General features: G+C 63.0%; 17 protein-coding genes. 7 read left to right on the plus strand and 10 right to left on the minus strand.

Going from position 1 to position 19,883, the window contains the following annotated elements; translation table 11 throughout:
* The first annotated feature begins 75 nt into the window (after positions 1-75).
* Both ACIPY8_RS11595 and ACIPY8_RS11600 read left to right on the plus strand, forming a co-directional pair.
* Positions 76-540 (plus strand): hypothetical protein, encoded by a 465-nt coding sequence (locus tag ACIPY8_RS11595; RefSeq protein WP_400818201.1) that lies wholly within the window; start codon positions 76-78, stop codon positions 538-540.
* Positions 541-641: 101 nt separating this feature from the next.
* Positions 642-1,448, plus strand: a complete 807-nt coding sequence (locus tag ACIPY8_RS11600; protein WP_400818203.1) for a metallophosphoesterase — start codon at positions 642-644, stop codon at positions 1,446-1,448.
* A 409-nt stretch (positions 1,449-1,857) separates the two neighbouring features.
* Here ACIPY8_RS11600 and ACIPY8_RS11605 read toward each other — a convergent pair whose 3' ends face one another.
* From ACIPY8_RS11605 to ACIPY8_RS11625, 5 genes are all read right to left on the minus strand, one after another.
* On the minus strand, positions 1,858-3,186 hold the full coding sequence (locus ACIPY8_RS11605) for a hypothetical protein (protein WP_400818204.1): 1,329 nt from the start codon (positions 3,184-3,186) through the stop codon (positions 1,858-1,860).
* Positions 3,187-3,613: 427 nt separating this feature from the next.
* Positions 3,614-4,609, minus strand: coding sequence for a hypothetical protein (locus tag ACIPY8_RS11610; RefSeq protein ID WP_400818207.1), 996 nt, complete (start codon positions 4,607-4,609; stop codon positions 3,614-3,616).
* Positions 4,603-6,579 (minus strand): hypothetical protein, encoded by a 1,977-nt coding sequence (locus ACIPY8_RS11615; protein WP_400818209.1) that lies wholly within the window; start codon positions 6,577-6,579, stop codon positions 4,603-4,605. Before ACIPY8_RS11615 ends, ACIPY8_RS11610 begins: the two co-directional genes overlap by 7 nt.
* Entirely contained in the window at positions 6,579-7,559 is a 981-nt protein-coding gene (locus ACIPY8_RS11620) for a hypothetical protein (RefSeq protein WP_400818212.1), read from the minus strand. The genes ACIPY8_RS11615 and ACIPY8_RS11620 overlap by 1 nt, the downstream gene beginning before the upstream one ends.
* On the minus strand, positions 7,552-8,892 hold the full coding sequence (locus ACIPY8_RS11625; RefSeq protein ID WP_400818215.1) for a hypothetical protein: 1,341 nt from the start codon (positions 8,890-8,892) through the stop codon (positions 7,552-7,554). Before ACIPY8_RS11625 ends, ACIPY8_RS11620 begins: the two co-directional genes overlap by 8 nt.
* Positions 8,893-9,052: 160 nt before the next feature.
* Between ACIPY8_RS11625 and ACIPY8_RS11630 the strand changes: the two genes are divergently transcribed.
* Both ACIPY8_RS11630 and dgt read left to right on the plus strand, forming a co-directional pair.
* A complete protein-coding gene (locus ACIPY8_RS11630) occupies positions 9,053-9,289 on the plus strand; it encodes a hypothetical protein (RefSeq protein WP_400818218.1) in 237 nt (78 codons plus the stop codon).
* 26 nt (positions 9,290-9,315) lie between these two features.
* The gene (dgt, locus tag ACIPY8_RS11635; RefSeq protein ID WP_400818221.1) at positions 9,316-10,869 is read left to right on the plus strand and encodes a dGTP triphosphohydrolase; all 1,554 of its coding nucleotides are present in this window, start codon (positions 9,316-9,318) and stop codon (positions 10,867-10,869) included.
* 434 nt (positions 10,870-11,303) lie between these two features.
* On the opposite strand, the gene ACIPY8_RS11640 is transcribed toward dgt, so the two are convergent.
* Positions 11,304-11,804: a hypothetical protein gene (locus ACIPY8_RS11640; RefSeq protein WP_400818224.1), complete on the minus strand. Its 501-nt coding sequence runs from the start codon at positions 11,802-11,804 to the stop codon at positions 11,304-11,306.
* 384 nt (positions 11,805-12,188) lie between these two features.
* Here ACIPY8_RS11640 and ACIPY8_RS11645 point away from each other — a divergent pair, with 384 nt between their 5' ends.
* The gene (locus ACIPY8_RS11645; protein WP_400818227.1) at positions 12,189-12,860 is read left to right on the plus strand and encodes a hypothetical protein; all 672 of its coding nucleotides are present in this window, start codon (positions 12,189-12,191) and stop codon (positions 12,858-12,860) included.
* 657 nt (positions 12,861-13,517) lie between these two features.
* On the opposite strand, the gene nrdF is transcribed toward ACIPY8_RS11645, so the two are convergent.
* From nrdF to nrdH, 4 genes are read right to left on the minus strand one after another with little or no spacing between them, the layout of a single operon-like run.
* Positions 13,518-14,498 carry a class 1b ribonucleoside-diphosphate reductase subunit beta gene (nrdF, locus tag ACIPY8_RS11650; RefSeq protein ID WP_400818229.1) on the minus strand — a complete coding sequence of 327 codons (981 nt, stop codon included), beginning with the start codon at positions 14,496-14,498 and terminating at the stop codon, positions 13,518-13,520.
* A gap of 29 nt (positions 14,499-14,527) precedes the next feature.
* On the minus strand, positions 14,528-16,648 hold the full coding sequence (gene nrdE, locus ACIPY8_RS11655; protein ID WP_400820330.1) for a class 1b ribonucleoside-diphosphate reductase subunit alpha: 2,121 nt from the start codon (positions 16,646-16,648) through the stop codon (positions 14,528-14,530).
* Positions 16,649-16,668: 20 nt separating this feature from the next.
* Positions 16,669-17,118, minus strand: a complete 450-nt coding sequence (gene nrdI / locus ACIPY8_RS11660; RefSeq protein WP_400818231.1) for a class Ib ribonucleoside-diphosphate reductase assembly flavoprotein NrdI — start codon at positions 17,116-17,118, stop codon at positions 16,669-16,671.
* A gap of 6 nt (positions 17,119-17,124) precedes the next feature.
* Entirely contained in the window at positions 17,125-17,358 is a 234-nt protein-coding gene (gene nrdH, locus ACIPY8_RS11665) for a glutaredoxin-like protein NrdH (protein WP_067118559.1), read from the minus strand.
* A gap of 390 nt (positions 17,359-17,748) precedes the next feature.
* Between nrdH and ACIPY8_RS11670 the strand changes: the two genes are divergently transcribed.
* Both ACIPY8_RS11670 and ACIPY8_RS11675 read left to right on the plus strand, forming a co-directional pair.
* The gene (locus tag ACIPY8_RS11670) at positions 17,749-18,957 is read left to right on the plus strand and encodes an MFS transporter (protein ID WP_400818235.1); all 1,209 of its coding nucleotides are present in this window, start codon (positions 17,749-17,751) and stop codon (positions 18,955-18,957) included.
* Positions 18,954-19,883 (plus strand): sugar kinase, encoded by a 930-nt coding sequence (locus tag ACIPY8_RS11675; protein ID WP_400818237.1) that lies wholly within the window; start codon positions 18,954-18,956, stop codon positions 19,881-19,883. The genes ACIPY8_RS11670 and ACIPY8_RS11675 overlap by 4 nt, the downstream gene beginning before the upstream one ends.

A 19,883-nucleotide genomic window follows, 5' to 3' on the forward strand; every position in this document is an offset into this window, starting at 1 on the left:
TTGCGTCGCGACGGAGATCGACGGCTTCCGGCGATCTTTTGGCTTCGCTACGTGCCAAAAGATAAAATCTGAGGCATGTCGAACCCTCGCTACGTCCCGCGCGAGTTCGCGCTCTACCCGCTCGAATTCGGACGGAAGCCACTCATCGAGTGGCGCGGCGAGGATGGTCTGACGACCCGAGAGCTCGCCCAGCGAGATGCAGCGCACCTCCAACACGGCGTCGCGTACGGCGTCACTCAGCTGTACATGCCACGCTCGGAGACGCGGCAGATGACGTCGCTGGCTGAGGCGCTCGACTTTCCCTACGCGCGGCTGCAGAAGATGCTCTCCGGGCACAGCGTGATGCAGCTCGAAGATCTCGGACGACTTCGCCAACTCATCGGCGACAGTGTGGACCCGTGGCTTCTCCGGGGGCGCCATGCGGCGCTGCTGACGGAGGGTCGCGCAGCAATGGATCGGGAGGCTGCGCGAGAACGCCGAGAACGACTGATGCGCGCGGGAGTACCGCGACGGCCGTCGTCGCCACCGCCAATGCGTTGAACGAATTTCGTTGACCATCGGCGTGTCGAGCTGTAGTTTCGACATGTGCGGATATTAATACGCATGGTGAATTTCGACAATAGTCAGATGGAAGGATCCCCATGGACGCCCTTGAGGTCGCTGAAGACATCACTCTGCCCGACACCCGTGTCGCGTTATGCGGCGACTGGCACGGGAACATAGGTTGGGTCCGCACGTTAGCCAGGGCCATCCCCCACCTCGCCCCCGACATCCGCACGATCCTGCAGCTCGGCGACTGGTCGATGGACCCGGCCGCCGACGCCCTCCTCATCGAGGCGGGGATCGAACGCGTCTACGTCACGCTGGGCAACCACGAGGTCTATAACGAGATCACCCCGCTGCTGAACGCGCACCCCGGGCACGCTGTCCGCGTCTCCGAGATCACCTGGATCCTCCCCCGGCCCGGACGGCTGACCATCGGGGAACGATCAGTACTCTCCCTCGGCGGGGCCACCTCCGTCGACAAGGCGTGGAGGAGGGAAGGTGTCAGCTGGTGGCCCGATGAGGACATTTCGGACGAAGAGGTTCGAGCCGCTATTGAGGGTGGCGACGTGGATCTGATGCTCACACATGAGTCCCCCGACCGCACTCCTGTGCGCGCAGTACAAGAGGTCCTGCGCACCAACCCAATGGGTTTCCCCGACGGCGCACTCTTCGACTCTCTCCACTCCCGACGACGCGTCGCGAAGGTGTGGGACCTCGTTCATCCCGCCCTCCTCGCCCACGGACATATGCACGCACCGGGCGGCGGTCAGACCGACGACGGCCGGCGAGTGGCGAGCTTCGGGTGCGACGGGCAGCAAGGCAGTATCGCGTTCCTCGACATGTTCACGTTGACGATGCACACCCCCAGCCTTCGAGAGATCCGCGACGCGGCCGGGCAATGACGAACCCGTGGGCCGCCATCGTCGGCCCGTGTTATACGCGAGCATCTCTGGCGCGCGCACTGGGGTGGACAGAGCACGAGGTGGCGAGGGCCGCGGCGACGCTCAGCCTTCTCGAACTCGAATCGGTCGAGGGCACCTTGCTTTACCCCGCCTTTCAAGTGAGGAACGGCCGGGTGGTGGATAGTCTCGCGACAGTTCTCCACATGCTGCGCACGGAACGGAGTCGAGGTGGACATGGGCGCAATGGCTGAACGCAGCCGTTGACGACGAGTCGGGCGAACCGTCACCCACAGCAATCGAGCAACTTCGAGCAGGAAACCTGGACGACGTGCTGCGCGACGCCCGCCACACCGCCTGGTCATGGAGTTCCTGAGGTAAATGTCGCATTCTTCGACGCGAGCAGCGGTTGTCACCGGCACTCTTCGGAGGCGTCACCCCGCAATCGGGCGATGGTGGAGTGCAACGGTCCACGCCAGTCTCCCCACGACATGTCCATCTCGAATGACCCTCGAAGCACCTCATTCACTTCGCCCGCAGTCAGACGCCATGTCGCCGTCACGGTATCAGGGATAGCGTCCGGTCCGTCGGCGAACAGAACGAGGACCACGTCGTCGTCGGGAGTACTGAGGCTCTGCTCGGAATGCAGTCGCCGCATCTCGACAACGAGCTCAGCCGGGCGCTGTGTCGCAATGCGTATCGCCCCCTCGAACGCGTGCGGTGCAACAAGCGGTCGCAGTCCGCTGAGCGACGGCGTGAGATACGAGTCGGTCCCCCAGCTCTTGGGCCGATCCGCATACAGATCAAAAGTGTTGTCCTGCTCCCGCCAGTACAGAGCTGTCACCGGGGCGTCGAACGTCAGCTCCAACCTGACCTCTTTCAGCGACGTCATCTTGTTGTTGCTGATTTTCAGGAGGAACGGTCGGCTCATCTGCGATGCGAGGTCGTGAAGCCCGGATTCGGGCTCATCCAGGGCTTCATCACGCCACCTCTCCACGGCGTCGAGAAACTCTTGGTGACTGCGACGGTCCGAGGAGAATGAGCCCTGGAGTACCGGAAAAGGTGAACGAGGCGCGGTGTCTTCAAGCTGAGCTTCGAAGTGGTCTCGATGCCAATCGATGAGGTTCCGAAGCTCGGAAACGTCGATGACCAGCGATTGCAAGATCCCCGATGGTTCGACGCTGACGTCGAGGACCGGCCCCTGACCCTGCCCCTGCGCCCGCCTCATCATCGCGACGAGCTCGGGCCCAGTCGCCCTACGCGTGGCACCCTCCACACGGATGTACACGTCGCCACTCTGCAGCGCGTCGCTGGACTGCAGCACCGGGCGGATCTTATCGTCCGGCGGATCGACGATAACGATGACGTAGTCACGTCCGCCCGAGGCCGGGACAAGGTCGACGTCCCATCCCGGCGGGTCCGTGCCCGCGAACGTGTCAATGTCGCGCTCCAGGTCCATGAGCTCGAACTTCGGCACCCCTGCAACACCGTCGCGGGTCAGACCCAGCACCATCACTGCGTATCCGTTGAAGTGGCGCGCGGCCTTGGCAGGGTCGCGATGAGAGGCGCCGAGGATGAACTTCACGACCTTGCGCCTGTCAGCCTTGCTGGTCAGATCGAAGCCGCTCTTCAATTCGAGGTAGTGACGTTCGACGCGGTCATCGCTCGCCTCCAGCGCAGCGATGAAAGCGGCACGCGCTCGGTTACCGGTCGGCAGTTTGCTCGAATCCACGATCCCCATGGTCCGATTCAACCGCACTGCATGGTTACTCGGGCGCCTTCGCGGACTCCCCGGCCCAGACCTTCATCCAGGGGCTTTCCCGTATCTCCTTTCGGCCTACTCTCTACAGAGCTCACAAAGCCCTATTCCCATGCGTTTCCCAACGGATCCTTCGGCTATTCCCACGTACGTCTCCGCGTCGCCCGCTCCCGCCTGAGATCTGGCGCAGCAAAGACGGCGACTGCCGTTGCCGACGAATGCGGGCTCGGCTTGCCCGCCCTCGGAACGCAGACCTGCACCCGAAACACCTGAGACCGGTGCTACTGCCGCGCTCAGTTCGGGAGCTGCGCGACGACGCGTTCGCTTCTGCGAGCAACGCGGTCCCCCTTCAGTAAGCGGTGTCCGGGTGGAGTGGCCCGCAGAGATGGAGAGGTGTCCGCCCAGCGGCTCAGCGCAGCACCGCAGGGGGAGGAGGCTCGGGCAGACGCACGAAGTCGAGCTCGAGAATGTACTCGTGTACTGCTGCGACTCCTTTGGAAGTCTCGCGGTCGTATCTATCCGCGAACGGTACGAGGAAACTCGCGTTGCGGGTGACTCCCTCGCACCAGTAGTACCAAGCGAAACCGAGCACGTGTGGCTTCGCCCCGACCGCACTCAGATAGAGGTGGTCTAGTTCACCCATTGCTTCGACCTTCGTCGACAGCTCGTGTGCGGTAGCGAACGGATCGTTCGCTGGGGCGTAGATGTGCGACGCGGACCGGTGGTGGCGGATGGAGTTGCTTGAGTTGGCCAGCATCAGCATGCTCTCCTGATACATGTGAGGCTGAAGCCCGGGGAGTCCCATCAGGATGATGTGCTCCGCGTTCGGCTTATCTTCGACCACTGCTGTAATCAGATTGTGGTCGTATCCGGCGCCCACAATCAGTGCATCGCGCGGACTTGGATGATTTGAGTGCGCACCCTCCATACCGGGAACCAGCCCTACGCGGGAGACCGGACCACGCGTGAACGTTGTTCGTTCGCCCAGCTTGTACGAGTCGGGATCTGAGTAGAAGACCGTGACCTTTGAGATGCCCGCGGTCCTCAACGCAAACGGCAGCATCACAATGTGGGGGCGCATCATCCCCGTGATGTCAATCGCGATGGACATGTCCTGTATCGGTCCAGAGCCGCTCAGTTCTTCAAGCACATGCACCCACGACTCTGCGGGACTCGATCCATGAGGCGCGTGGATCACTTCCTCTTCGGGTAGTTCATCAGCGGTATACCCGTACTCGTCATGAACGAGCCACACTTTGCGGGAGGCATGTACCGCGCCGGCCAGCGCGTGCACGCGGGGTGAGTCGTTGAGCGCCGTCAGAAAAAGGTCATAGTGCCGCGTGCTGACTTCGTCGTGATCTAACCGGTTTCTCTTGAACGCCGCGTACTCGACGGGCGTCACCACAGCCGGTCCTCCTCGTCGGAGACGACCCGAAAGGGGCCATTCAATGACGTCTCGAGCGTTTCTCTTACCTGCTGGAACGCGAGGTCCTCTACCTTCGGGCTGAAGATCGCTTCCACCGTGGCGCGCTCCAGTGTCGCGTCCCCCCGACGGCCGGGCCGCAGCCCCCACAAAGGTGTCAGCATGGGATGAAGTTGGAACTTACGATGACGCGCTCCATGGTTGCGTCCGGAGCGCCCTCCCTTGACTTCGATGAGTAGCCCGTGCTTCGCGCAGCGTTCCAAGACGGCGAGCGCATCCGGCGAAACATGAGTCAGGCTCGTGGAGAAGGTCGAGATGTCGATCTCGCTGGGCTTGTCCGCGTACCGGATCGAGTGCATGTACTGACCGAGCCTTCGGATCGCGATCTCGCACTCCTCTCCCTGCTGGCCGAGAGGCTTGGCATCCGACAGGTACCATCGCGACGCGTCAAGCACTCCCTCGCTGAGCGCCTGCTCCGATATCGGAGTGGAACCGCGGAAGACGTTCTCTCCGTGGAACTGGGCCCAGTGACAGACGTACTTCAGGATCATCAGCAGATTGCGAGGTAGAAACCCCGACAAGCTGACCAGCTCCGTGAAACCGGCGTACGCGGTCTGGCGCCCAACGTCCGCGTAGATCTGAGCGACCGCATCGCTCTTACGGTGCTTGAAAAAGTTCATCAGCTCCGCGCCTTCGGCGCCGTCGACAAGCGGGGCAACGAAGTCTCGCGACGCCTTTGCCAAACCCGAAGTCGGCCTCAGCCCACCGGACCACAACTGGTAGAAACGAAGAACGGCGAGCTTCTCGATGAGCGGATGCTCGGGCATACTCACCACGTGTATGACTTCGTCTGCGACGTCCGCACCCACCGCCGTCTTCACGGCACTGCGCAAGCGAGCCAGGTATGGTCGCTCGAGCGCTGGGTAGCGGGTCGTGACGGCGTGGAGCCGGTTGGTGTAAAGACGGTCGTCGGCCTCGAACGACAGTCTGGAGATCCAGCCTTCTGCTTCCTGCTCATCGAGGTTGAACGCAATAAGACGCCTCATAATCAGGTCTCGACAGAAGTGATAGTACTGACGCGGCTTGCTGGAGTAGGCCGAGTCAATCGGGTAGAGCTCGTACTCGCTGCCCTTCTTGTTCACTTCGCCGGCGCTGAGTGTTTCGAACGTCCGGATTCCCCAACTGCGCCCGCCCACGAGAAAAGTCGCAGGCGCTTCCTTCTCTCGAATGAGAGTGTTGAAGTACACCTGCTGCTCTTCCGTGAGGTTTTCGTACTCGTCGGCGAGAAACGAAATGGTGACGCCCTCAAGACCCGGGAGCGTGGCGACCGCCGCTGCGGTTGCAAAAATGAGCTCCCCGGGGTTCGACCTCACAACGACGCCGAGACTCCCGGTGTGCGCAGCGTTGTTCACCGCCCAGTCGATTTCGCGACGAAGCTGCGTGATGTAGTCCAAGATCACCGATAGCGGTCGGGAGACCCCAGCCGCTTCGGACGTGGAGACCTGCAGCGCTCGCGCGACCGCAAGGTACACGCCGGCGGCTTCCTCATCACTCCACTGCTCCGACTCGTTCACGTCAGCGATGGTCGCGATGAGGAGTTCCGTGATCCACAGATCCATGTAATAGGCGAAAGTCGAAGCCCATGCCTCCTTTGACTGACCTTTCCCTTGGAAGCGGCTTCCATTCAGGCCCCCGCATCGAAAATAGATCCCGATGTAGCCATCGGCCCGCACCTGGCTGAGGGGGCGTTCGTTGCGCGTCTTCTGCAGCGGGTACGAGTAGTGCCGTAGAAGATGAGTGCGACCGCCGCCTTTCAGCCCGGTCAAAAACTGAGGCATCGCGCTGGCAGGGTCGACGATAGACCGGTCTCTACCGCCGAACGACACATAGGTGTGTTCGATCTGGGGGTCGTTGAGGTCGACAGCCTTCGTGATGTCAAACGGGCTTCGCACTAGCCGTTCAGCTCCTTCGGATAGCGGCGGAACATTGGATTCCACGGACCGTAGGCCCGCTGTACCCAGAAGATCGGCAAGGTATGGTCCGGGACGTTGTGGTGTAAGCCGAGCATCAGTTCGCCGTCGCCATATCCCGTCGTGTCCCCAATCACGAGGTCCGCGCCGTAGCGTTCGGCGATGGCCTTGGCGGTCTCGCGGCTGATCCCTTCGGGCGGTGCGGCGTACACGTGCGACTCTTCGCTGAAGGCGAGCTGCGACGCGTTCAGTTCATGGACGGCAGCTGAGTGGTCGAATCCGAGCTCTTTGACGATCTCCATGCCTTTCGGCGCCGCGAAGAGTGTGAGGTACCAGATCTCGATAGGTTGCTCGCTGAGTTCAGCGGCCCGACGGACGTGGTCGATGAACGCAACATTGTGTTCCGCGGCTTGCCGTCCCGTCCCGACGACATCGTCGATGAAGACGAGTCGTCGCACCATCGGGTCCGCGATGCGGAAGCCTTCATCGTGCGAAGCGCGAAGGACCTCATACGGGTTCGGAAAGAGTTCTTTGGGGAGACGGTTTTCTTGCCTGAAGTAGTAGAGAAGATGCGTACCGCTCTCGGCGGGGTTGCCCACCCCGAGAAAGCGTGTCTGCGCGAGGGCATCGTCAAAAGCCTCTCGTAGTAACTTAGGGTCGGCACTCCCATCGGAAGCCTCCCTGATTTTCTGAATCAGCGCGTAGCGGAAGAGGTCTCGGTACAGCGCCTTGAGGAGCTCTCGAAGTTCGCGAAGCCCGAAGTAGGTGAAGTGGGAGAGCAAGTGTGCTGCGTGGTACTGTTCGACTTCTGCGGAGACGTCGTCGGTTTTCCCTGTGAAGTTCTCCAGCCAGAGGTTCACATCCTCCGTGCTCCCGTTGCCTTCCCAAATGCTGTCAGACAACACCATGATTCGTTTCCGAATGGATGCCAGGTCTTCATCCAAGCCGCCCAGCTCAATCACGGTCGGCCATCTCGAAGATCTCGATGTACTCCGCCGGTGCCGGGACACCGTTCTTCCTGGATGTCAGGAGCGTTCTGCCTCGGATTGGATCGCGCAGTGAGAGAGCCCGTCGGTATCCCATCGACTGAACGATATCCGCAAGGTGCTGGCTTGTCCTCAGGATCTCGCCCGTCACATAGTTGTCGCCCGAGACCAGCGCGATCCGTCTCATTCCGACGTCGCGCGCGTTCTCAAAGATCCGTTGCATGTCTGCGAAGTACGCGATGTAGATGGCGCCTCGACGCGGGTTCTTCTCCCCGATGGCGGTGAGCGCACTCCTGAGATGTGCGCTGCTTAGTTGCGAGACGCTCAGGTCCAGGTCCTGCAGGGAGAGATGTTCCCGCCCGATGCTGCCGTGCTCGAGGTGCACGGTCTTCCCGGTCGGGGCATGACCCAACCAGGCGGCTTCCAAGCTGGTGCTGCGGACGTACTTCTGCGCGGCTCCATAGGGAGGACTGCTCAAGAGCAGCGTCTTCGCCGCTTGTTCGCTGCTGGGCCACAACGCAGGATTCCGAGCATCGCCCGCGCGAACATCCGCATTGGGGCGCTGTGGCGGCAAGGTAACGAGCTTTGCGACAATCGAGGCACTCTGGTGCGCCCACTGGCTCCATACGTCCGAGGAGGAAGCGGCCGCGTTCCGGGCGCTCTTCACCGGCACGGGTATCCGAGGGTCTGTCGTCGACATGCGCCTCGCAGTAAGAGCGAGGCAGAGTTCCAGAAGATCTCGGTCATCTCCGTCGTATTCCGCTGCTACGGCGGCGAGGCGCCCGAGGGCGGACAGCGATCCCTCTGAATACCAGCGTGTGAGGAGCGGCGAGGGAAGAATGGTACGCCGGCGACGTTTGGCCGCAACCATCGCCTCGTTCAATATGCGCGCGGAGTGAGCATGTGACCCCTGAGACACCTTGACGCGGCTCACTAACGCGGCAACAGGGTTCTGCTCTACCCCGATGGATGCGTATCCACGAAGCTGTGCTTCGAGGAGCACGGTCCCGGAACCGACAAACGGGTCAAAGACTGTATCGATGTCCGCGACGACGGCATCTGTGGATAGGAGAAAACGGGGAATGTGGCGGAGAAGCCGGGCCGGATACGGGTACAGGCCATGTGTGTACTCGCTGGCAGGAAGTGGGCCGACCAACTCGCGGAAGCTGGTGTCTACGGGTTGCCCTACGTACTCTCGGACGAGCGCCGCGTATTCTCGCGAGTAGTGCTTCGATGTCGGGGGCTTGACGGCCGGATGTACGTCAGCCGCGACCACGTGCTCCGCCAGCGGTTCCGCCGCAGCGACCATTTCTTCCCCTTCCTCTAGCTCAGCCTTCGCTCACGGTACACTGTCAGCCGAACACGCTCGCCGCGCCGGCCCAGAAAGCGACGGATGTTGGTGCCGTAGGGTATGGTTTGTGGCTCCCAAACGTTAGACTGGTAGTCGACGCTCACCTGGAGGGATTCTGATGACCATCGCATCGCCGCCCGTAGAATCACGCGCACAGCAGCTCAGGAACCTCATTGAGGAGCTTGTGCAGGTCGTAGCATCCGAGGGCGGTTCGATGCGCATGAGTGACGCTGTGCCCGTCGTCGCGGACATCACGGGTCTACCTTTGTCGGAGGTTCCCTACATCGTGAACTCAGCGGTCGCCGACCATAGGCTCACGGCCGACCTTCGCTCTGGGATGCTTGAACTCGTATAAAGCGCGCGAACTAGTACGCTGAGCCGGTGACCAAGGATAGTCTCGCCTCGCCTCTCGACAAGCTTGCTGACGGATCTGTCATCGATCCCGAACGGGAGTTTCGACGCCACCGACGCGGGGATACCTCCGTGAAGGCTGCGACGGATCATCGAACTCCTGCGGAACGCGACCGAGGGCGACTGGGATACTCCGAGTACCTCCGTCGGCTCGCGGGAGTCACGCAGGTGGTCTCGCCTGAGCTCGCCTCGTCGCAGATGCACAGCCGGTCATCACATACGCACAAGGTGGCGATGATTGCTCGAGAGATCGCGGATCACATCGTGCGTTCCCTCCCGGACCACCCCAAGTGGATCGACGTCGTCGTCGCGAATGGTGGGCTCGACATTGCCGCGTGCGAAGCGGCGGGTCTAGCTCACGACATCGGGCACCCACCGTTCGGACACGCAGGCGAGGATGCGCTTAATGACTACTTGGAAGACCATGAAGTCTTGGACGGGTTCGAAGGGAACGCGCAGACCTTCCGTACTGTGACACGCCTGGACCGCATCAAAGGAACATCGGAATTCGGTCTGAACCTGACCGATGTCACTTTGGCAGCAATCTTGAAGTACCCGTATCCGAAGAAGAAGCCGTATAAGGATAAGGACAACCGGAAGTTCGGTGCGTACCTCGACGACGCGGAACGTCTCGCGTCGGTGCGCGCAAGCGTGCTCGGACTTGACGAAGGGGAGGCGGACCCCGGGCATCAGACCGTCGAAGCGTCAATTATGGATCTCGCAGACGATGTGGCGTACGCCATCCACGATCTCGAAGACTTCTTGGCGGCAGGTCTCATTGATGTCGGACTCGTACGACGGGACATCTTGACGTCGCTGAGCCGGGCGGGCATCACTCCGCGGCACCGCGTAGACGAAGACTTCACCGCCGCAGATTTCACGAAGAAGAAGAGCACCTTCGTCGCAACACCCGTCTTCATGAAGACCGAGAAATATCACGAGCGCTACAAACGGTTCTTCAATGACCGAGACCATGCGGCCGCATTGCACGACGTTGACACTTTCCTCGGGCGCTTGAAGGATCCGGAGGAGCAGGATTTCGGGATGGGCCTGCGACTTCAGCTTCGCGGGTTCGTCAGCAAATTCTTCAATGCCATCGAACTGGATACGGAACCGCCTTACGCCGGCGGCCCATCAGTCTTCCTCACTTCGGAGGCCTGGCACCAGATGCAGGTACTCAAGTCGATTACCCGCCACTACCTGGTCTCACGTCCGCGGATGGGGTCGATGCAGCGAGCTCAGACGCGAACTGTGGAGATCCTCATGGATGGCCTCGCTGATTGGATCTGCACAGAACCGAAGCTGCACTCGTTGCCACCTATGCTGCTGACGATCCTCGCGCTGAACCAAGTAGCGGTGCCCGCCAATCCCGACAAGCTCCCACACCGCAAGGTGCTCCGGCCTGAGCACTACCGCGCCTTGGCTGATTACGTCTGCACAATGTCGGACTCCGAGGCGCTCATGCGTTCACAGTGGCTGGCGGGAACTGAAGTGCCCGGTTCCTTCCGGCTTGCGCTGTCGTAAACATCCGATTCTTTCGGACTTCGTCGCGCGCCAGTCTGCGCACCCGAGAAGCACCGACGTCACATCAATGCCTCCGAAAGGGCGGCGAACCGACGGCTGCGTGACCTGCGACTCACTCCGCGTAGGGTCGCTCTATGGTGTGTTCCTCCTCCTCATGGATCATTGAGTTAGGCTGCTTGCTGATAAAGCCTCAGACAGCGGTAAACATCGCTTCCACCCTGTTCGGAGCACTGCTCGCAGCCGGCGCGGCGCTCATCGTGCTGCGTGGGCAGCTTCGGCACGATAGGCAGCTTGCCGCATCGAAGGCGGCCCAGGATCTGCAACTGGCGAGAGCTCAGGCCCGCTTCAACCCCTCACGTGTTCCATCAGTGCTGCCTGCCTCCGAGACCGCTGCAGAACATGTTCGAGAAGTCGCCCAGAACGAGCCCGGCGACTTACGACCGAGCTCTCGAGGACTTCGCCTTCCGGGAGTTCAGGACGACGCCCACGATCAGCGTTCCGACGATGACCGCGATGAGCAACGTCGTCACCAAGATCGTCAACGCCGTGTTCAGCGCGAACGGAAGTGCCAGCCATGAGCCGATGAACGCAGTCGTTCCAGCTGCGAGCGCAAAGCACCGAACCGCAAGGTTGACCCGCGGGCTCTCGGACGAGTGAACGACATCGAGAGCGATACCGATGAACGCGATGAATGCCGCAACCGCGACGACGAGAGCAACACGCGCAGGGAGAGAGTTCAGTTCAACAAGCTTCTCGGTGTCCGATTGCAGCACGAAAGCCGCGATCTCGACTGTATAGAGCGCCGAAAGGGCGCCAAGTGCGGCGCCGACTCCAAAGCTCAACGAAGCCCACCAGAACCCCCCGCCGCGCCCATAGACTGGCGCACCTTGGATTTCCTGTTCTGTCCGCTCAACAGACTCATAAGTGTTCGTCATACTGTTTCCCCTCTGTGTCGGGCGGAGGCGCCGCCCCGTATCAAGCTAGTGGCAACCATCACGCCCCGCTGAGCGTCCAGGCCTCCATCGCCCAACGTGTAGCGACCGGCGCTTCTACTTTGCGCTCGTCGAGTAACAGAAGGATCACGCTTCGCGTTCATCTAAGGCAGTACGGGCGCCGTTGCCGCTCCCTGCCCGTGAACTCGCAGTCTCCGTGGAACTCCGTCTGCGGGTTTCGTCGCGTGGATGTCACGACAGCGAGCGCCAGCGCTACCCGTCCATGGCGCGAGAGGGCGACGTGATCGTATGCTCAACTGACAGGCTGTTCGCGACCGTGTCGAACCACCTGGCTTGACTTCGTCCCCTGCCCGAAGGGAACCCTTGATGGCCGACTCGAAGCGAAAGTGGACCTCGATCTTCGCGGTTGTAGGCACGGTCGTTGCGGCGTACGTTGCGTTCGGCGCCTTCATGATCAGCTTTGGCGGCGGCTGGTGGGCTGTAGCGCTCGTCCCGCTTCTCCTGATCTTCCTCTGGCTGAATCAGGTGTACCGGCCTCTAGGGAAAGGACTCTCAACCTCAGCATTGCGTGGGACGGCGGTGGGGCTCATGACACTGTTCTTGATCTCATTCTCCATCCCTCTTCTGGTCGTACCGCGTTGGTTGCCTGCAGCTGACCTCGACGGCACGGATCCGCAGCGAACTGGTTGCGCCGACGTTGGCGACACCGTCACATCGGCCCAATGGCCGATGTCGGACACGCAGACAAACGCGCCCGTGGCATCGGCGCTGCTGAAGTACTCGACCGCATGCGACACCGTGTGGGTCAAGGTCGAGGGAGTCGCCGTCGGAACCCGCACGCTGACTCAAGTGGCGCGCCCGGCAGGTGATTGGCTGTGGGCACTGACTCCCAGTGCGGAAGACGACGCTCCAAGCGACGGCATCGCATACAGCAAACAGATCCGCTCGAGCGGGTGCACGTACGTGAACGTATCGTTGCTGAACGCCAACGGTGAGGTCATCGCGGAAATCAACGAAACAAGCGGCTGCAATGATTGACCTAAGGCGTCTCGGCTCACATCACCACTTGTAGGCATCACCCTTGACGGTGGGGTCGCCCCGCACGCGGCCTGCAGCGAACAGGTCGACCTCGCTCAGCTCGCCGCTACTTGAACGGCTTTGCCGTGCAAGTCACGTCCGCAGACCGCTAAGAAACGACCGCGATCCCGTAGCCAGCGCTGAACCTGTTGATAATCGGCACATAAATCACGCCGGCTCAACTTCGATTGAAGAAAAAGCACCTTCAGCGCTGTCTCATACGACGCCTGCTATCACGCGAGGAAGCGGATACCGAGCGACTGCTCCAACAGAACAATCGCTCGAAGGTGCGGCCATGCATCCCCTGAGAGAACGCGTCTCAGAGACCCTTCGTCTAGGCCGGCGTTGGCGGCAACCGAGCGGACGCTGTTCTCCCCCATCGCCGCTCGCAGGACCACAACGAATCGACGAGCGGCCTCTCCGGCCGCGTCTGACGATGGTTCATCCGGCCAGAAGCTGGTGAGATCCTTCGGAGTGGGGTGCGGCCTGTTTGCCATCTGCCTGCACCCCACTCTCAATGGTCTCTTGCGCCAACTGCAGAATCTGAACCAGGTCCTGTGGTGTGCGCCAACTTCAACGTGCGGTCGCGCCGCAATGTGTGACGCCGCACAGAGCGACTCAGAAGTCCCAGTCGTCGTCTTCCGTGGCCTCGGCCTTGCCGATGACGTAGGACGAGCCGGAGCCGCTGAAGAAGTCGTGGTTCTCGTCGGCGTTCGGCGAGAGGGCCGACAGGATCGCGGGGTTCACGTTCGTGACGGTCGCGGGGAACATCGCCTCGTAGCCCAGGTTCATGAGGGCCTTGTTGGCGTTGTAGTGCAGGAACTTCTTGACGTCCTCGGTCAGGCCGACGCCGTCGTAGAGGTCCTGCGTGTACTGCACCTCGTTGTCGTAGAGCTCGAACAGCAGGTTGAACGTGTAGTCCTTGAGCTCCTGACGACGCTCCTCGGTCTCGTTCTCGAGACCCTTCTGGAACTTGTACCCGATGTAGTACCCGTGCACGGCCTCGTCGCGGATGATGAGGCGGATGAGGTCGGCCGTGTTCGTGAGCTTGGCCTTCGACGACCAGTAGATCGGCAGGTAGAAGCCCGAGTAGAACAGGAACGACTCGAGCAGGGTCGAGGCGATCTTGCGCTTCAGGGGGTCGTCGCCCTGGTAGTAGTCCATGATGATCTGCGCCTTCTTCTGAAGGTTCGGATTCTCCGTGGACCAGCGGAACGCCTCGTCGATCTCCTTGGTCGACGCGAGCGTCGAGAAGATCGAGGAGTAGCTCTTGGCGTGCACCGACTCCATGAACGCGATGTTCGTGTAGACGGCCTCCTCGTGCGGGGTGATCGCATCGGGGATGAGCGAGACAGCGCCGACCGTGCCCTGGATCGTGTCGAGCAGCGTCAGCCCCGTGAACACGCGCATCGTGAGCAGCTGCTCCTCGGCGGTGAGCGTGTTCCACGACTGGATGTCGTTCGACAGCGGCACCTTCTCGGGCAGCCAGAAGTTGTTCACCAGACGGTTCCAGACCTCGAGGTCCTTGTCGTCGATGATGCGGTTCCAGTTGATCGCCTGCACGCTGTCGACCAGCTTGATCGATTGATTGGGAGTCATGATTCTTCGTTTCTCGGGTCAGCGACGGGTCAGAGCATGCACGAGACGCACTCGGTCATGTCGGTGCCCTCGAGCGCCAGCTGACGCAGACGGATGTAGTAGATCGTCTTGATGCCCTTGCGCCATGCGTAGATCTGCGCCTTGTTGATGTCGCGCGTGGTGGCGGTGTCCTTGAAGAACAGCGTCAGCGACAGGCCCTGGTCGACGTGCTGCGTGGCCGCGGCGTACGTGTCGATGACCTTCTCGTAGCCGATCTCGTACGCGTCCTGGTAGTACTCCAGGTTGTCGTTCGTCATGAACGCGGCCGGGTAGTACACGCGACCCAGCTTGCCTTCCTTGCGGATCTCGATCTTCGACGCGATCGGGTGGATCGACGACGTCGAGTTGTTGATGTACGAGATCGAGCCGGTCGGCGGCACGGCCTGCAGGTTCTGGTTGTAGATGCCGTGCTCCTGAATGGAGGACTTCAGCGCCACCCAGTCGGCCTGCGTGGGGATGTGCTTGCCTGCGAAGAGCTCCTTGACCTTCTCGGTCGCCGGCACCCAGGCCTGGTCGATGTACTTGTCGAAGAACTCCCCCGACGCGTAGGTCGAGTCCTCGAAGCCCTCGAACGCCTGCTTGCGCTCGATCGCGAGGTTGTTCGAGGCGCGCAGCGCGTGGAACAGCACGGTGTAGAAGTAGATGTTCGTGAAGTCGACACCCTCCTCCGAGCCGTAGTGGACGTGCTCGCGGGCGAGGTAGCCGTGCAGGTTCATCTGACCGAGGCCGATCGCGTGCGACTTGTCGTTGCCGTCCTCGATCGAGCGCACCGAGCGGATGTGGCTCTGGTCGCTGACCGCGCTCAGCGCGCGGATCGCGGTCTCGACGGTCTGGCCCAGGTCGTCGGCATCCATCGACAGCGCGATGTTCATCGAGCCGAGGTTGCAGGAGATGTCCTTGCCGATCTGGTCGTACGACAGGTCGTCGTTGTACGTGGTCGGCGTGTTCACCTGCAGGATCTCGCTGCAGAGGTTGGACATGTTGATCCGGCCCTTGATCGGGTTGGCCTTGTTCACCGTGTCCTCGAACATGACGTACGGGTAGCCCGACTCGAACTGGATCTCGGCGATGGTCTGGAAGAACTCGCGCGCGTTGATCTTCGTCTTCTTGATACGAGGGTCGTCGACCATCTCGCGGTACTTCTCGGTGACCGAGATGTCGCCGAACGGGACGCCGTAGACCTTCTCGACGTCGTACGGCGAGAAGAGGTACATGTCCTCGCCGTTCTTCGCGAGCTCGAACGTGATGTCCGGCACGACGACGCCGAGCGACAGCGTCTTGATGCGGATCTTCTCGTCGGCGTTCTCGCGCTTGGTGTCGAGGAAGCGCATGATGTCCGGGTGGTGCGCGTTGAGGTACACCGCGCCGGCGCCCTGGCGTGCGCCGAGCTGGTTGGCGTAGCTGAAGCTGTCTTCGAGGAGCTTCATGACGGGGATGATGCCGGACGACTGGTTCTCGATCTGCTTGATCGGGGCACCGGCCTCGCGGATGTTCGAGAGCAGCAGCGCCACGCCGCCGCCGCGCTTGGAGAGCTGCAGGGCGGAGTTGATGCCGCGGGCGATCGACTCCATGTTGTCCTCGATGCGCAGCAGGAAGCAGCTGACGAGCTCGCCGCGCTGCGCCTTGCCGGCGTTGAGGAACGTCGGGGTCGCCGGCTGGAAGCGGCCCGAGATGATCTCCTCGACGAGGGCGACCGCGAGCTTCTCGTCGCCGTCGGCGAGCCCGAGGGCCGTCATCACGACGCGGTCCTCGAAGCGCTCGAGGTAGCGCTTGCCGTCGAAGGTCTTGAGCGTGTAGCTCGTGTAGTACTTGAACGCGCCGAGGAACGTCTCGAAGCGGAACTTCTTCGAGTAGGCGAGGTCGTTGAGCTTCTGGATGAACTCGTGCGAGTAGGCCTCGATCACGGCCGGCTCGTAGTACTCCTTCTCGACGAGGTAGTCGAGGCGCTCCTTGAGGGAGTGGAAGAAGACCGTGTTCTGGTTGACGTGCTGCAGGAAGTACTCCCGCGCCGCGCGCTTGTCGGCGTCGAACTGGATCTTCCCGTTCGCGTCGTACAGGTTCAGCATGGCGTTGAGGGCGTGGTAGTCCAGCCCCTCGTACGCCGGGTTCATCTTGAAAGCCACCGTGTCGGTCACTGCGTGCTCTTCAACTGCGTTGCCCACCGTCGTTCCAATCCGTCGCTCACGCGATCCACGTCGTCCTGTGTGCCGAAGATCTCGAGCCGATACAAGTGAGGCACCTTGCACTTGCGGCTGATGATGTCACCGGCGAGGCAGAAGGCCTCGCCGAAGTTGGTGTTGCCCGCGGAGATGACCCCGCGGATGTGGCGCCGATTGCGCTCGTCGTTGAGGAACCGGATCACCTGCTTGGGCACGGCGCCGCGTTCGACGCCGCGCCCCTCACCCCCGCCGTAGGTGGGGGTGACCAGCACGAAGGGCTCGTCGATGACGAGTTCCTCCTCCTGTCGGAGGAGCGGGATGCGCCGGGCGGGGAGACCCAGCTTCTCGATGAAGCGTGCGGTGTTGCCCGACACGCTGGAGAAGTAGACCAGGAGCGGCGCAGCGGTCGCGACGGCGCTCATGGGATGTCAGGCCAGTCGCGAGGCGAGCTCGTCGATCTTGTCGGGACGGAAGCCCGACCAGTGGTCCTCGTCGGTGACGACGACCGGTGCCTGCATGTATCCGAGCGACTTGACCTGCTCCAGGGCCGCCGGGTCCTCCGACAGGTCGTGGATCTCGTACTCGATGCCCTTGGCGTCGAGCGCGCGGTAGGTGGCGTTGCACTGAACGCAGGACGGCTTCGTGTAGACCGTGATCGACATCTTTTCGCTTCCCCTCAAACTCTCTCTGGCCTGCTCATCGTCAGACATTTTCCGGTAGACCCTCACCGGGAACTCAATACTACATATGGGGACCGACATTCGGGGTGACCACAAGGGGTAGTAGTTACATCCGTGTAGTTTTCCACCGCTCTCCACTGATACAACACAGGTTCTCCACCGTTTCTTCCACAGGCCGAGGGCCTTCGGACGAGGTCTCGAACCGCGGGAAATCGCGGCTGGGAGGACGCTGGGAGAGATCCATCCACAGGTGCGACGCTACGGCCGGCCACGGACATCCGATTTTCTGTGGAAACGTCGTCCCGGCGTGTCGCGGCGTGTCGCGCGGAGGGCCCTCCGACGGCGGTCGACGGGTGCCGCTAACGTGGACCCGTGGCGGGATACCGGGACCTTCTTCGCACGCCGGGCGTGGGGCGCATGATCGCGGCTCAGCTGACGGCGCGATTCCCCAGCGGCATGATGTCCCTCGCGATCCTCCTGCACGTCGAGCAGCAGACCGGATCCTACGGTTCCGCCGGTCTCGTGCTCGCCGCGACGAGCGTCGGCCAGGCCGTCGCCGGACCGATCACGAGCCGCTGGATGGGCGTCTGGGGCATGCGGCGCGTCCTGACCCTGACGAGCGCGGTGTGCGTGCTCGCCGTCCTGGGTCTCGGCCTGCTCCCCCTCATCGTCCCCGGGTACATGGCGCTGGGCCTGCTCGCCGGACTCTCCACGCCCCCGGTCCAGGCCGCGGTGCGGACCATCTACCCCAAGCTCGTGAACTCCCGTCAGCTCACGCCCCTCTTCTCCCTCGACGCCTCGCTGCAGGAGATCATCTGGGTCCTCGCCCCCGTCGTCATCACGCTCGTGTCGACCCAGGTGGGCACGACGGAGGGCCTCCTCCTCGTCGCCCTCATCCTCGTGGGCGGCGCCGCCTGGTTCATCGCGTCCCCCGAGGTCGGGCGCGTCCGCATCCCCCGCAGCCGCAGCGCGCTGGGCACGGTCGTGCTGAAGCCGCCCGTGCTGCTGGCCGCGGTCGTGGGGTTCCTCCTGATCGGCGCGTGCGCCGCGGTCGAGGTCGGCGTCGTCGCGACCTTCGAGCACGGCAGCCTCGCGGCGGGACTCGTGCTCGCGGTGTTCTCGGTCGGCAGCCTCGCCGGGGGCCTCGCCTTCGGCCACATCCCGATCGGCCCCTGGGCCATGGCACGTCGGCTGCTGATCGTGACGGTGGGCCTCGCGCTCACGATGGTGTCGTTGAACGTCTTCTGGCTCGGCGGCACCCTGATCGTGGCCGGCATCGGCATCGCCCCCGCTCTGGCGGTGCTCTTCGCGATCACCTCCGCCAGCGTGAAGTTCAGCGAGACGGCGGAGGCGTTCGGCTGGACCGGCACCGGCCAGCTCATCGGCGCGGCCGCCGGATCCGCGGTCGCCGGCTTCCTCGTCGACGCGACCGACCCGCGCGGCGCGTACCTCGCTGCCACGATCTTCGCCGCGGCCGGCCTCCTCGTCGCCGTGGTCTTCGTCCGCTCCTTCCCCGACCTGCGTCATCGCGACGCCGCTCCCCGTCCCGACACCGAACCCTTGGCGGTCACCCCCTCATGAGCACTGCATCCTCCACTCCGCTGCCCGTCGACGCGTCGTCGCGCGTGGCCGTCGTCTGCGTCGGCGAGTCCATGGGGCTCGTCACCGCTCTCGGCGCACCGCTGGCCGAGACCGAGAGCGCCGCGCTCGGCATCGCCGGCGCCGAAGGCAACGTCGCGGTCGGCCTCGTGGCGGCCGGACATCGCGCGGCCTGGGCGTCGCGCCTCGGCAGCGATCCGATCGCCACGCGCATCTCGACCGAGCTCGCCCGGCGCGGCGTCGACCTCTGGGTCGAGACGGACGAGACCGCGCCGACGGGCGTGATGTTCAAGGACCCGGGCGTGGAGTCCTCGTCGGTCTACTACTACCGCCGAGGCTCCGCCGCCTCCCGCATGGACGCGGGGTTCCTCTCCTCTGCGCGGCTCGACGGCGTCCGCATCGTGCACACGACCGGGATCACGCCCGCGCTCTCGCCCTCGTGCCGCGACATGGTCGACCGTCTCTACGTCGATGCACGCGCCGCCGGAGCCCTCGTGTCGTTCGACGTCAACGACCGCCGCGCGCTGTGGAGCCGGGAGGACGCCGCCGCGACCCTGACCCGCCTCGCGGATGCCGCGGACATCGCCTTCGTCGGGCGCGACGAGGCCGAGCGCATCTGGGGCACCGCGACGGCCGACGACGTGCGCGCGCACCTGCCGCACTGCGGACTTCTCGTCGTCAAGGACGGCGACGTCGGCGCGACCGCCTACGCCGGCGACGACGCGCCGGTGTTCGTCCCGGCACCGCGCGTCGAGGTCGTCGAGCCCGTCGGCGCGGGCGACGCCTTCGCCTCGGGCTTCCTGGCCGCGACGCTGGACGGCGCCGACCTCGCCACGCGCCTCTCCGCCGGTCATGCGGCCGCTGCCCGGGTGCTCACGACCCACGGAGACCTTCCTCCGCTGGACTGA

This window comes from Microbacterium sp. NPDC089696 (genome assembly GCF_044749125.1).
Classification (GTDB): Bacteria; Actinomycetota; Actinomycetes; order Actinomycetales; family Microbacteriaceae; genus Microbacterium.

What these genes read in the sequence shown, in the direction of transcription:
- nrdE (WP_400820330.1), bottom strand. Translation starts at nt 16,648, where the DNA reads ATGAACCCGGCGTACGAGGGGCTGGACTACCACGCCCTCAACGCCATG.
- ACIPY8_RS11675 (WP_400818237.1), top strand. Translation starts at nt 18,954, where the DNA reads ATGAGCACTGCATCCTCCACTCCGCTGCCCGTCGACGCGTCGTCGCGC.
- nrdH (WP_067118559.1), bottom strand. Translation starts at nt 17,358, where the DNA reads ATGTCGATCACGGTCTACACGAAGCCGTCCTGCGTTCAGTGCAACGCC.
- nrdI (WP_400818231.1), bottom strand. Translation starts at nt 17,118, where the DNA reads ATGAGCGCCGTCGCGACCGCTGCGCCGCTCCTGGTCTACTTCTCCAGC.
- ACIPY8_RS11600 (WP_400818203.1), top strand. Translation starts at nt 642, where the DNA reads ATGGACGCCCTTGAGGTCGCTGAAGACATCACTCTGCCCGACACCCGT.
- ACIPY8_RS11625 (WP_400818215.1), bottom strand. Translation starts at nt 8,892, where the DNA reads ATGGTCGCTGCGGCGGAACCGCTGGCGGAGCACGTGGTCGCGGCTGAC.
- ACIPY8_RS11605 (WP_400818204.1), bottom strand. Translation starts at nt 3,186, where the DNA reads ATGGGGATCGTGGATTCGAGCAAACTGCCGACCGGTAACCGAGCGCGT.
- ACIPY8_RS11630 (WP_400818218.1), top strand. Translation starts at nt 9,053, where the DNA reads ATGACCATCGCATCGCCGCCCGTAGAATCACGCGCACAGCAGCTCAGG.
- ACIPY8_RS11640 (WP_400818224.1), bottom strand. Translation starts at nt 11,804, where the DNA reads ATGACGAACACTTATGAGTCTGTTGAGCGGACAGAACAGGAAATCCAA.
- ACIPY8_RS11645 (WP_400818227.1), top strand. Translation starts at nt 12,189, where the DNA reads ATGGCCGACTCGAAGCGAAAGTGGACCTCGATCTTCGCGGTTGTAGGC.
- ACIPY8_RS11595 (WP_400818201.1), top strand. Translation starts at nt 76, where the DNA reads ATGTCGAACCCTCGCTACGTCCCGCGCGAGTTCGCGCTCTACCCGCTC.
- nrdF (WP_400818229.1), bottom strand. Translation starts at nt 14,498, where the DNA reads ATGACTCCCAATCAATCGATCAAGCTGGTCGACAGCGTGCAGGCGATC.